At 67.8% G+C, this 12,462-nt stretch carries 12 protein-coding genes; 2 read left to right on the top strand and 10 right to left on the bottom strand.

Features of this window, described 5'->3' with window-relative positions:
• Positions 1 to 22: 22 nt before the first annotated feature.
• Genes pgl through tkt form a run of 5 tightly spaced genes read right to left on the bottom strand, consistent with a single transcriptional unit; the run spans position 23 to position 6,496 of the window.
• Complete coding sequence (gene pgl, locus ACWDTD_RS07210; RefSeq protein ID WP_449746400.1) at positions 23 to 775, bottom strand: 6-phosphogluconolactonase; 753 nt, start codon at positions 773 to 775, stop codon at positions 23 to 25.
• Complete coding sequence (locus tag ACWDTD_RS07205; RefSeq protein ID WP_449746399.1) at positions 772 to 1,689, bottom strand: glucose-6-phosphate dehydrogenase assembly protein OpcA; 918 nt, start codon at positions 1,687 to 1,689, stop codon at positions 772 to 774. The genes pgl and ACWDTD_RS07205 overlap by 4 nt, the downstream gene beginning before the upstream one ends.
• A gap of 22 nt (positions 1,690 to 1,711) precedes the next feature.
• Positions 1,712 to 3,259, bottom strand: a complete 1,548-nt coding sequence (gene zwf / locus ACWDTD_RS07200; RefSeq protein WP_449746398.1) for a glucose-6-phosphate dehydrogenase — start codon at positions 3,257 to 3,259, stop codon at positions 1,712 to 1,714.
• Complete coding sequence (gene tal / locus ACWDTD_RS07195; RefSeq protein ID WP_449746397.1) at positions 3,256 to 4,377, bottom strand: transaldolase; 1,122 nt, start codon at positions 4,375 to 4,377, stop codon at positions 3,256 to 3,258. The genes zwf and tal overlap by 4 nt, the downstream gene beginning before the upstream one ends.
• Positions 4,378 to 4,417: 40 nt before the next feature.
• Entirely contained in the window at positions 4,418 to 6,496 is a 2,079-nt protein-coding gene (gene tkt / locus ACWDTD_RS07190; RefSeq protein ID WP_449746396.1) for a transketolase, read from the bottom strand.
• A gap of 273 nt (positions 6,497 to 6,769) precedes the next feature.
• Between tkt and ACWDTD_RS07185 the strand changes: the two genes are divergently transcribed.
• Complete coding sequence (locus ACWDTD_RS07185) at positions 6,770 to 7,744, top strand: heme o synthase (protein ID WP_449746395.1); 975 nt, start codon at positions 6,770 to 6,772, stop codon at positions 7,742 to 7,744.
• A gap of 52 nt (positions 7,745 to 7,796) precedes the next feature.
• On the opposite strand, the gene ACWDTD_RS07180 is transcribed toward ACWDTD_RS07185, so the two are convergent.
• Together ACWDTD_RS07180 and ACWDTD_RS07175 are read right to left on the bottom strand one after the other, a co-directional pair.
• The gene (locus tag ACWDTD_RS07180; RefSeq protein WP_449746394.1) at positions 7,797 to 8,759 is read right to left on the bottom strand and encodes a quinone oxidoreductase family protein; all 963 of its coding nucleotides are present in this window, start codon (positions 8,757 to 8,759) and stop codon (positions 7,797 to 7,799) included.
• 9 nt (positions 8,760 to 8,768) lie between these two features.
• A complete protein-coding gene (locus tag ACWDTD_RS07175; protein WP_449746393.1) occupies positions 8,769 to 9,263 on the bottom strand; it encodes a phosphoribosyltransferase in 495 nt (164 codons plus the stop codon).
• A 54-nt stretch (positions 9,264 to 9,317) separates the two neighbouring features.
• On the opposite strand from ACWDTD_RS07175, the gene ACWDTD_RS07170 reads away from it, so the two are divergent.
• Positions 9,318 to 9,635, top strand: coding sequence for a hypothetical protein (locus tag ACWDTD_RS07170; protein WP_449746392.1), 318 nt, complete (start codon positions 9,318 to 9,320; stop codon positions 9,633 to 9,635).
• Here the strand turns inward: ACWDTD_RS07170 and ACWDTD_RS07165 are convergent.
• The 3 genes from ACWDTD_RS07165 to ACWDTD_RS07155 are packed head-to-tail and all read right to left on the bottom strand — an operon-like array spanning position 9,625 to position 12,403.
• Positions 9,625 to 10,671: a COX15/CtaA family protein gene (locus tag ACWDTD_RS07165; protein WP_449746391.1), complete on the bottom strand. Its 1,047-nt coding sequence runs from the start codon at positions 10,669 to 10,671 to the stop codon at positions 9,625 to 9,627. The genes ACWDTD_RS07170 and ACWDTD_RS07165 overlap by 11 nt on opposite strands.
• Entirely contained in the window at positions 10,668 to 11,471 is an 804-nt protein-coding gene (locus ACWDTD_RS07160) for an ABC transporter permease (RefSeq protein WP_449746390.1), read from the bottom strand. The genes ACWDTD_RS07165 and ACWDTD_RS07160 overlap by 4 nt, the downstream gene beginning before the upstream one ends.
• Positions 11,468 to 12,403, bottom strand: a complete 936-nt coding sequence (locus ACWDTD_RS07155) for an ABC transporter ATP-binding protein (protein WP_449746512.1) — start codon at positions 12,401 to 12,403, stop codon at positions 11,468 to 11,470. Before ACWDTD_RS07155 ends, ACWDTD_RS07160 begins: the two co-directional genes overlap by 4 nt.
• Between the last annotated feature and the right edge of the window lie 59 nt (positions 12,404 to 12,462).

Genomic DNA, 12,462 nt, shown 5'->3' with positions numbered 1-12,462 from the left:
ACGCTCGACGAGGTGCGAGGCGTCAGGAGGGGAGTTTCGACGCGGCGTCGTCGTCGAGGAACCAGATCGTCTGCGCAGAACCGTGGGCGCCGGCGCACGGCCAGTCGGCCGGATCGGCGCCGGCGTGGGCTGCGGCGACGGCGGCGGCCTTGTCGGCCCCGGACACCAGGAACCACACCGCGGTGCTTCGGTTGACCACGGGAAGCGTCAGGGTGAGGCGTCGCGGCGGGGGCTTGGGCGAGTTCTCCACCGTCACCACCGTGCGCACCGTTTCAGCGGTGGCCGCGGAGTGGGGGAACAGCGAGTTGATGTGGCCCTCGCCGCCCATGCCCAGCAGGTGCAGGTCGAAGCGCGGGGCCCGGCCGTCGTCGGATGCCTCGGCCAGGGTGGCGGCGTAGTCGAACGCCGCGAGCGAGATGTCGTCGGCAAACGGCCCGTCCGATGCGGCCATCGGATGAACCCGGGCGGGATCGACGGGCACGTGCGCCAACAGTGCCTCGACGGCCTGTCCGTAATTGCGTTCCGGATCGTCGGCGGAAACGAATCGTTCGTCGCCCCAATAGAAGTCGATGCGCGACCAGTCCACGCCGCTGGTGTCGATCCCGCTGCCGGGAGCCAGCGCACGCAGAATCCCGATGCCGTTGCTTCCGCCGGTCAACACCACCGATGCGGAACCACGCTCGGCCTGCGCCCGCCCGATGAGGTCGACGAAGCGCTCCGCGGCGACCACCACCAACTCGCTCTTGTCGCCGAACACCAGGGTCTCCACGCTCACGCGGGTGCCCCCTCGGCGAATTCGGTCACCGCACCGCGCAACGCCATCGCGTACACCTCGTCTGTGTCGAGTCTGCGCAGCTCTTCGGCCAGGCAGATCCGCAGATCCCGGTGCATCATCGCCACCCGACCGTCGGGTTTGCCGGGCGAGCTCATCACCGCGTTGCCGTTCTCGTCGATCGAGAGCACGGTGACACCGTCGTCGCGGTGCAGGCGCACCTCGAAGCTGCCCACCCGACGCTCGGTGGGAACGGCCAGTGCGGCACGCAACCACCCCGCGAGCAGATCGATGCTCGGTGAGACGGCCGGGCCGGTCACCTCGGCCGAGATGATCGGCGTGTGCGGCGGACGATCCGCAGCCGACGCGAGCAGACCTCGCCAGTGCGTGATCTGGGTCCAGGCCAGGTCGGTGTCGCCGGGTGCATAGGTGGCCAGACGCCGTTCGAGGACCGATTCCGGGTTCGCCGACTTCGTCGCATCCAGGATGCGCCGCCGACCGATCTTGCCCATCGGATCGGCCGCCGGGTTCTCCGGCGCCGCACCGGGCCACCAGATGACGATGGGGGTGTCGGGTAGCAGGAACGGGGTCACCACCGAGTGCGGGTGATCGGCGAGTTCGCCCGCCAGCAAGAGCACCACCACCTCCGACGCGCCGGCGTCGCCCCCCACCCGTATCTCCGCGTCGAGCCGGGATTCACCCGAGCGGGTGCCGCAGGACACGACGATGACGCGGCTGGGATGTTCACTACTGGCCCCGACGGCCGCCTCGATCGCGGCCTCCGTCGGCTCGCCGTGTTCGGCGACGACAACCAGCGTCAGCACGCGACCGAGGCTGATGGCGCCGCCGGATTCACGAACCTCGACGATCTTCTTCGCCACGTTGCTGGTCGACGTGTTCGGCAATGTCACGATCATCGCTGCGACTCCTGTTCGGATTTCACGGGCGACGCCAGGAGCGTCCGGTCCGCGACATCATCTCGTCGGCGGAATCGGGTCCCCATGTGCCCGACTCGTAGGTGTCCGGTGTGCCCCCGGCCGCCCAGTGCTCGAGCACCGGATCGAGGATCCGCCACGCGAGTTCCACCTCGGCGTTCACCGGGAACAGCGACGGTTCGCCCAACAGCACGTCGAGAATCAGTCGTTCGTACGCCTCCGGTGACGCCTCGGTGAAGGCGGTGCCGTAACTGAAGTCCATGTTGACGTCGCGGACCTCCATGCTCGACGCGGGCACCTTCGAACCGAAGCGCAGCGTGATGCCCTCGTCGGGCTGCACCCGGATCACCAGCGCATTCTGCGAGAGTTCTTCGGTCATCGTCTTGTCGAACGGCAGATGCGGCGCCCGCTTGAACACCAGGGCGATCTCGGTGACGCGTCGGCCCAGCCGTTTTCCGGTGCGCAGATAGAACGGCACCCCGGCCCATCGGCGGGAATCGACCTCCAGTGCGATCGCGGCGAAGGTCTCGGTGGTGGAGTCCTTCGCGAAGCCCTCTTCTTCGAGCAACCCGGGCACCTTCTGGCTGCCCTGCCAGCCCGGACCGTACTGTCCGCGCGCGGTGTTCTCCTCGAGCGGCAGGATGTTACTCGTCGCCGAGAGCACCTTGATCTTCTCGGCCTGTAATTGCTTGGGCTCGAAGGAGATCGGTTCCTCCATCGCGATGAGCGCCATCAACTGCAGCAGGTGATTCTGGATGACGTCGCGCGCGGCGCCGATGCCGTCGTAATAGCCCGCGCGACCCCCGAGGCCGATGTCCTCGGCCATGGTGATCTGCACGTGGTCGACATAGTGCGAACTCCACAGCGGATCGAACAGCTGGTTGGCAAAGCGCAGCGCAAGGATGTTCTGCACGGTCTCCTTGCCGAGGTAGTGGTCGATGCGGAACACCGACGACTCGGGGAAGACGCTGTTGACGATCGCGTTGAGTTCCTTGGCCGAGTCGAGGTCGTGACCGAAGGGTTTCTCGATCACCACCCGACGCCAGTCGTCGCCCTCCTCCGCCGCGAGACCGCTGCGTTGGAGCTGAGCGCAGACCTGCGGGAACGCTTTCGGCGGGATCGACAGGTAGAACGCGTGGTTGCCGTCGGTGCCGCGCTCTTTGTCGAGTTGCTGCAGCGTCTGCTTGAGCCGGTCGAAGGCGGCGTCGTCGTCGAAGGAGCCCTGCACGAACCGGAACCCCTCGGAGAGGCGCTCCCAGACCTCCTCGCGGAACCCGGTGCGGGCGTGTTCACGAACCGCGTCGTGCACCACTTTGGCGAAATCCTCGTCGTCCCAGTCGCGTCGGGCGAACCCGACCAGCGCGAACGACGGCGGCAGCAGTCCGCGGTTGGCCAGGTCGTACACCGCGGGCATCAGCTTCTTGCGGGCGAGGTCGCCGGTGACGCCGAAAATCACCAGACTGCACGGTCCGGCGATGCGCGCCAGACGTTTGTCGCGGGGATCCCGCAGCGGGTTCTTCCAAGTGGTGGTGCGCTCGGACACCCGGGTCATCCCTCGGCCGCGGCGGCGAGCTGCTCGGAAGTCGCGGTGAGCAGCTCGTTCCAGGCGTCCTCGAACTTCTGCACACCCTCGTCCTCGAGGACGGCGAACACGTCGGTGAAGTCGACGCCCAGCGCGGAGATCGCATCGAACGTCTCCTGCGATTCCTGCGCACGCCCGACGATCGACGACGTGTCCACCCACCCGTGGTCGGCGAATGCCTCCATCGTCTTGCCCGGCATCGTGTTCACCGTGTTCGGTGCCACCAGGTCGCTGACGTACAGCGTGTCGGGGTAGTCGGCGTTCTTGGTGCCGGTCGACGCCCACAGCGGCCGCTGCGGCCGGGCACCTTTGGCCAGCAGTTCGGGGAATCGCGACGACACCTCGAACACCTGCTGGTAGGCCGAATACGCCAGCCGCGCGTTGGCCAGCGCGGCCTTGCCCTTGAGTTCCACCGCCTCGGGGGTGCCGATGGCATCGAGCCGGTTGTCCACCTCGGTGTCCACGCGGGAGACGAAGAAGGAGGCCACCGAATGGATTCGGGACAGATCATGTCCGGCCGCCGCGGCGGCGTCGAGACCGTCGAGGTAGGCGTCCATCACCTCGCCGTAGCGGTCCACCGAGAAGATCAGGGTCACGTTGACGCTGATGCCCTCGCCGATGACCTTCGTGATGGCGGGCAGACCGGCCTTGGTGGCGGGGATCTTGATCAGCAGGTTGGGGCGATCGACGATCTTCCAGAGTTCGACGGCCTGGGCGACTGTGGCGTCGGTGTCGTGCGCCAGGCGCGGATCCACCTCGATGGATACGCGCCCGTCGACGCCACTGGACTGCTCGTACACCCCGGCGAGCACGTCGCAGGCGTTGCGCACATCGTCGGTGGTCACGGTGCGGACCGTGGCGTCCACGTCGGCGCCGCGGGCGGCGAGTTCGTTGACCTGCGCGTCGTAGCTCGTTCCCTTCGACAGCGCGGCCTGGAAGATCGACGGGTTGGTGGTCACCCCGACCACCGAACGCGTGTCGATCAGGTCGTTGAGCTGTCCCGATCCGATCAGGTCACGGGACAGGTCGTCCAGCCACACCGATACCCCGGCGGCGGACAGTTCGGCGAGCTTCTCGTTCTGGGTCACGGGTCTCTCCTCGGCTCGAGATTGTGGACGTGTTGAAGGGTCAGCCGGCCACCGCGCGAAGTGCGGCGTCGGTGACGGCCTCCGCGGTGATACCGAATTTCTCGTAGAGCACCTTGTAATCGGCGGATGCGCCGAAGTGTTCGAGCGACACGATCTCGCCTCCGGCGCCGACGATGCGGTACCACGGCATCGCGATACCGGCTTCCACCGACACCCGCGGCACGGCCGGCGGGAGCACCGAGTCGCGGTAGCCCTGGGGCTGCTCGTCGAACCACTCCATGCACGGCATCGACACGACGCGGGCGGCAACACCCTTCTCGGCCAACGCTTTCTGCGCCGCCACCGCGAGCTCGACCTCCGAGCCGGTGCCGATGATCACGACCTGCGGGTCGCCGTCGGCCTCGCTGAGGACGTATGCACCGTTGGCCACGCCCTGGGCGGACGTGCCCTCCAGAACGGCCACGTTCTGGCGGGTGAGCGCGAGTCCGGCCGGATGATTGCGCCGGGTCAGTAGGTGCGCCCACGCGGCGGCGGTCTCGTTGGCGTCCGCGGGCCGGATCACGTCGAGGTGGGGGATGGCGCGCAGGGCGGCGAGGTGTTCGACCGGCTGGTGGGTGGGGCCGTCCTCGCCGAGGCCGATCGAGTCGTGGGTCCACACGTAGATCGGGTCGATCTCCATCAGCGACGCCAGCCGGACCGCGGGACGCATGTAGTCGGAGAACTGCAGGAAGGTGCCGCCGTAGGCGCGGGTGGGTCCGTGCAGCACGATGCCGGACAGGATCGCGCCCATCGCATGCTCGCGGATGCCGAAATGCAGCGTGCGGCCGAACGGATTGGCCGACCACTTCTTGGTGCTGATGGACGTGGGACCGAAGGATTCGGCGCCGTCGATGGTGGTGTTGTTGGAACCGGCGAGGTCGGCCGAACCGCCCCACAGTTCGGGCAGCACGGGTCCGAGCGCGGAGAGCACCTTGCCCGACGCCGCGCGGGTGGCGACGGGCTTGTCGCCGGGCTCCCACGACGGCAGCGCGTCGGTCCAGCCTGCGGGCAGTTCATGCGCCTGCAGACGGTCGAAGAGCGACTTGTTGTCGGGGTTGGCGGCGGCCCACGCGTCGAATGCCGTCTGCCACTGCGCCTTGGCCTCGGCGCCGCGTTCAACCAGCTTGCGGGTGTGGGTGATCACCTCTTCGGACACCTCGAAGGTCTTGTCCGGGTCGAAACCGAGGATTTTCTTGGTGGCCGCCACCTCGTCGGCGCCGAGCGCCGAGCCGTGTGCCGCCCCGGTGTTCATCTTGTCCGGCGCGGGGTAGCCGATGATGGTGCGCAGACAGATCAGCGACGGCTTGTCGGTGACGGCCTGCGCCGTCTTGATCGCGTCCTCGATGGCGACGACGTTCTCACCGCCGTCGACGGTCTGTACATGCCAGCCGTACGCCTCGTAGCGCAGCGCGACGTTCTCCGACAGTGCGATGTCGGTGTCGTCCTCGATGGAGATCTGGTTCTGGTCGTAGAAGACGATCAGGTTGCCCAGTTCCTGGGTGCCGGCCAGCGAGGAGGCCTCGGAGGTGACGCCCTCCTCGATGTCGCCGTCGGAGGCGATCACGTAGATGTGGTGGTCGAAGGGGCTGGCGCCGGCGGCGGCGTCCGGGTCGAACAGCCCGCGCTCGTAGCGCGACGCCATGCTCATCCCGACCGCGGACGCCAATCCCTGGCCGAGCGGGCCGGTGGTGATCTCGACGCCCTTGGTGTGACGGAACTCCGGGTGGCCCGGTGTCAGCGAATCCCACGTGCGCAGCGACTCGATGTCGGACAGTTCGAGCCCGAAACCGCCCAGATAGAGCTGGATGTAGAGCGTGAGGCTCGAATGCCCGCATGACAGCACGAAGCGGTCGCGACCCACCCAGGTGGTGTCGGTGGGATCGTGTCGCATCACCCGCTGGAAGAGCGTGTAGGCGAGCGGTGCGAGGCTCATCGCGGTGCCTGGATGGCCGTTGCCGACCTTCTGCACGGCATCGGCAGCCAGGATGCGGGCGGTGTCAACGGCGCGGGTGTCCACGTCGGACCAGTCGTCGGGGTGCACCGCTGTGGTGCGTTCGCGAATCTCGTCTGTGTGGGCCACGGTCGTGAGGTCTCCTGTACCTGTTGGCGTGTGATGTCGATGCCTGAGCTGGCGGCGAGGGTGAGGTCCACAGTTGGGACCTCGGCCTCTTCCCAGACCAGAGTAGTCACCGTCGAGTCGTGCTGGCGCGTCGAGTGAGTGAAATCCGTCCGACCGCCCGATGGGCCAGGTCAGCTTCGGTCGACGCCCTCAATTCTTCCTCCGCCGAGGGCAACGTCTACCATGCAGAGTAGTTGTCCACGAGGTACCAATGACGTGAGGATCGGTGAGCATGTGAGCGGAGATACATCCGCCACGACTCGCGGTACCTCCGACTCCACCGTCACTTCCGGGACGGACTCGGGCTGGCTGTATCGCGCGCGTTCGGTGGTTCTCGCGTATATCGCGCTGACCAAACCGCGCGTCATCGAACTGCTGCTGGTGGCGACCATTCCGGTGATGCTGCAGGCCGACCGCGGACACGTCGACATCGCCGTCATCGCATTCACCCTGCTGGGCGGCTGGCTGGGCGCGGCAAGCGCCAACACCCTCAACATGGTGGTCGACGCGGACATCGACAAGAAGATGCGCCGCACCGCCCGCCGTCCGCTGGCCCGACACGCGGTGGCCACGCACAACGCCCTGATCTTCGGCATCGTGCTGTGGGCGGCGTCGTTCGCGGTGTTGTGGTGGGCGGCGAATCTCCTCAGCGCGCTCCTCGTGTCGGCCACGATCGTGTTCTACGTCGTCGTCTACACGATGATCCTCAAGCGCCGCACCTGGCAGAACGTGGTGTGGGGCGGGGCCGCCGGATGCATGCCGACACTGGTCGGCTGGTCCGCGGTGACCGGTTCGCTGAGCTGGCAGCCGGTGGTGCTGTTCGCCGTCATCTTCTTCTGGACGCCGCCGCACACCTGGGCGCTGGCGATGCGCTACCGCGAGGATTACAAGGCGGCCGGGGTACCGATGCTCCCGGTGATCGCCGACGACGAACGGGTCACCCGGCAGATACTGATCTACACCTGGCTCACCGTCATCAGTTCGCTCATCCTGGTTCCGGCGGCGAGCTGGATCTACGCCGCGGTCGCGGTGATCGCCGGCGGATGGTTCCTCTCCCGGGTGCACCTGCTGTACCGGGACACCCGCCGCGGCGCCGAGGTCACGCCGCTGAAGATCTTCCTGCAGTCCAACGAGTACCTTGCGGTGCTGTTCTGCGGTCTGGCGATCGACGCGGTGATCAACCTGCCGACCATCGCCGGCTACTTCTGAAACCGCCGCCGGCAGGACCGCCGTGTCGCCCGGCTGCTCGGCACGGCGGCACCTAGGGCACCAGCACTGTCGCGCCGGTTGTGGTGCGTCCTTCCAGATCCGTTTGTGCGAGCGCGGCGTCGGCGAGGCGATACCGCTGACCGATTCTCGCGTCGAGGCCCCCGAGGACGGCCGCGAAGTACTCACCGGCCCGCCACCGGAGTTCGTCGGGGTCGGCGATGAAATGCGCGAGTGTGGGTCGGGTCACCGACAGCGATCCGCCCGCGTTGAGGCGTTGGATGTCGAACGGCGACACCGGGCCGCTGGCGGCTCCGAACACGACGATGGTGCCGCGCACCGCGGTCGCGGCCAGCGATTGGTCGAAGGTGTCGGCACCCACGCCGTCGTAGGCCACCGACACGCCGCGGCCGTCGGTGATTTCGCGGATCTGCGACACCAGGTCGGCCCCGTAGCGCAACACGTGGTCGGCGCCTGCCGCCGCCGACAGTTCGGCCTTCTCGTCGGTGGAGACGGTGGTGATCACCCGCACGCCGCTCTGCTTGGCGAGTTGGGTGAGGATGAGTCCCACACCGCCCGCCCCGGCGTGCACGAGAACCACGTCGCCCTCGTCGGGATTCGCGCTGCCACGCAGCAGATAGTGCGCGGTCAGTCCGCGCAGCATGGTGGCACCGGCGACCTCGTCGGGCACGCCGTCGGGAACCGGCATCGCCCGGTCGGCGCGCACCGCGACGAGTTCGGCGTAGCTTGCGGGCGCGTCCACCCAGCACACCCGCCGGCCCACGTCGACACCGGTCACGTCGGCGCCCACCGTGACCACCTCGCCGGCACCCTCGGTGCCGGGCACGTACGGGGGTGTCGACGGGTACAGGCCACGCCGCAGGTAGGTGTCGATGAAGTTGACGCCGATCGCGGTGGTCCGCACGATCACCTCGTCGGGTGCGGGGATCGGATCGTCGACGGTGCCGTAGGTCAGAACGTCTGGGCCGCCGTGGCGGGTCACCTGGATGGCACGCATACCTACGTTCTACAGGTGATCGACCACCGGCGGATCCACCGACCATGGGAAGTTGATCCACTTGTCGGTGAGCCGCCAGAAGTAGTCGGGGCGGGTGATGGTGTGGGGCTTTTGGTAGATCACCGCGTTGCGGACCTCGGCGACACGACCCTGCTGTTCGCAGAAGTCATCGACGAGTTTGAGTGTCTTGCCCGAATCGGCGACGTCGTCGACCACGAGCACCTTCTGATCGTGCAGTCCGCTGCTCTCGAGCAGTGACGGCAACATCACCGGCTCCGACAACGTCTCACCGACGCCGGTGTAGAACTCGACATTCAGCGAGATGAGCAGCTTGCAGTCCAATGCGTAGGCCAGCGCTCCCGCGGGGATCAGGCCACCGCGGGCGATGCCGAGGATGATGTCGGGCACGAATCCGTCGTCGGCGATCGAACGTGCCAGTTCGCGGCAGGCGATCCCGTTGAGTTCCCAGGTGAGGATTTCGCGTTCCGGCGCGGGGGAGTTCATAGCCGACTACTCTGCCATTTCTCGCCGGGGTGGGGCCGGTATGCTCTGTAGACCATGAGCGTGGTCGAGTCGATCAAGAAGTTCGTCGCCGCCGAAGGTGGGAGCGCCAAGGCGGTGCTACAGCCGATCGGCGCCGCAGGTGTCCGGATCACCCTGGTGGGCGAGTCCAACGGCTATCTCGGCGACCGCGTGGTGGCCGACCTCGACACCGCACGCGCGGTGGTCGACGCCGTGCCGGGTGTGGAGATCGCCGAATGGGATCGTGACCTCACCTCGGAGACCACCGTGTCGCCCGAGCACTACCGCGAGATGGCCGGATGGGTGGCCCATCAGAAGCATTTCCCGAAGGCACGCAACAGCGCTATTCTCTGACGCCCGGCTGGGCCCCGACGTCCTGGTTCCCGGCGTCGAGGCGTTCGTCGGCGTCGTGGCGCGGGGTGAACCACAGCACCAGCCACGTCGCCCCGACCATGAGCAGGGCGCTGCCCAGCATGTGGAGGATCACCAGCACGATCGGCAGATCGGTCAGGTACTGCACCAGTCCGAGCGCCGCCTGCAGTGCGAGCAGTCCGGCGAAGTGCAACGTCGCCCGGGCCTGCGGTAGACGCATCACGTGGGTGATCACGATCGCGGCGATACTCAAGCCGATCAACACGAAAACGAAGTCGGCGTGGAGCTGCGTCATCTGGTCGGGTCGCAGCCCGTTACGAGGGGCGTCGGCGTCACCGGCGTGCGGCCCCGACCCGGTGACCACGGTGCCCACGTAGATGGCCGCCCAGGTGAAGGCGAAGATCAGCCATGCGATGACGCGACCCACCTGCGCGGCGACCCCGTGTGCCTGTGCGCGAGGTGCGGTCGACGTCCGATAGACCAGCACGGTCGCGACCGCCACCAGCGCCATCGACAGCAGGAAGTGCAGGGCCACCACCCACGGGTTGAGGTCGGTGAGCACGGTGATGCCGCCGACGACGCCCTGGAACGGGATACCGAGCGCGAGAAGCACCACCAGCCTGCGGTTGCGGCGGTCGCCGCCCCGATAGCGCCATACCGCCACCCAGGTGGCGATCGCGATCGCCACCAACACCCAGGTGAGCAGGCGGTTGCCGAATTCGATGGCCCCGTGGATACCGAGGGCGGGGTGCGGGGTCAGCGAGTCACCGGTGCACTGCGGCCAGGTGGGGCAGCCCAGACCCGACTGAGTGAGGCGGACGGCACCACCGGTCACGATGATGCCCACATTGGCGATCAGCGATGCGATCGCCCAGCCGTGGACGAAACGGGCGGTGGGACGCCCGAATCCCGGTATCCGGGAGAACACCGACGACCCGTTCGCCGCGGCGGGTGTGCTGCCGGCGGATCCGGGGTCGGCGCCGGACGCCGCCGGGGGAGTTGTGTGTGATGTCGTCATTCGAACCGGAACCACCTCACCGCCAGAGTGGCGCCTACCAGCGCCCACACCAGCAAGACCACTATGCCGAAAAAGTCGATGCCGCCTTCTGCCGCGCGTTCGAGCGCCTCGGTGAGGGCGCCCGACGGCACGCAACGCGCGATCCACCAGACCGCTGTGGGGACCCGCGACTCCATCACCACGAGGCTGCCGATGCCCACCATCGCGAACCACAGCAGGTTGGCCAGCGCAAGCACCACCTCCGCCTTGAGGGTGCCGCCGAGCAGCAGGCCGAGCGCGCAGAACGCGGCGGTGCCCACTGCGATGACGAACGCACCGATGAGCAGGCCGACCGGTTCGGGGCGCCATCCGAACGCGGCCCCGATGGCGCCGAGCAGGATCGACTGGAAGATCACCACGATCACCACGGCCAACGACTTGCCCGCGATGATCCCCCAACGCGGAATGGGCGTGGCGCCCAAGCGTTTCAACGCGCCGTAGCGCCGGTCGAACCCCACCGCGATGGCCTGCCCGGTGAACGCTGTCGACATCACGGCGACCGTCAGGATCGCCGGCACCAGGGTTGCCGCGCGTTCGGCGTTGGTCGAACCGAGATCGGTGTCGAGCGGCAGCAGACTCAGGCCGATCAGCAGGGTGACCGGGATGAACATGGTCAGCAGCAACTGTTCGCCGTTGCGCAGCAGCAGGGTGAGTTCGAGCCGGGTCTGTGCGGCGAGCATCGCGGGCAACGACGCCGGGCGCGGGTGCGGCGCGAAGGTTCCCGGCGGGAAGGTGGTGGTCGACGAGCGGGTGCCGGTCATGGCCGCAGCTCCCGTCCGGTGAGGTCGAGGAACACGTCTTCGAGGCTGCGGGTCTCCACCCGCAGATCGGTGGCCAGCACGTTGATCTTCGCGCACCATGCGGTCACCGCCGCGAGCACCTGGGGGGTCACCTGACCGACCACGAGGTAACCGCCCGGAGTGGATTCGGCGCACACGTAGCCCTCGGGCAGGGCCAGTTCGAGCATGCGCAGGTCGAGTCCGCGCGGCGCGGTGAAACGCAACTCGTTCTCCGCGCCACGGCTGGTCAGTTCGGCCGGTGTGCCGTCGGCGACCACCGTCCCGCGATCGATGATCACGACGTGATCGGCGAGTTCCTCGGCTTCGTCCATCAGGTGGGTGGTCAGCAGCACCGACACCCCGTCCGCACGCAGGCGGTCGATGATCTCCCACACCAGCAGCCGCGCCTGGGCATCCAGACCGGCGGTGGGTTCGTCGAGAAACACCAGGTCGGGGCGGCCCACGATGGCGCACGCAAGCGACAACCGCTGCTGCTGGCCGCCGGACAGACGGCGAAACGGGGTGCGCGCGGCCGCCGTGAGTCCGAGAGTGTCGAGCAACCACGCCGGGTCGATCGGATCGGCAGAATAGGAGGCGCACAACCGCAACATCTCCTCGGCACGGGCGCCCGGGTAGGCGCCTCCGCCCTGCAACATGACACCGATGCGTGCGCGCAGCGCGTCGTTGTCATGCCACGGGTCGAGCCCGAGTACTTCCACTGTGCCGTCGTCGGCGCGCTGGAATCCCTCGCAGATCTCCACGGTGGTGGTCTTGCCCGCGCCGTTGGGGCCGAGTAGCGCCAACACGGTTCCCGACGCCAGGTCGAGGTCGAGGCCGTCGACGGCGGTGTGATGGCCGAATCGTTTCACCAGCCCGCGAACGCGCAGCGCGACCCCGGGACCACGACCGGTCATCGGATCGTCGGCGGGAGTCGGTGAAACAGTGCTGCGCACATGGCAAGACTAGGCCCACG

This window comes from Gordonia sp. NPDC003425 (assembly GCF_053588635.1).
Note: the sequence above shows the minus strand (reverse complement) of the source record. Positions and strands in the feature narration are given on the sequence as shown.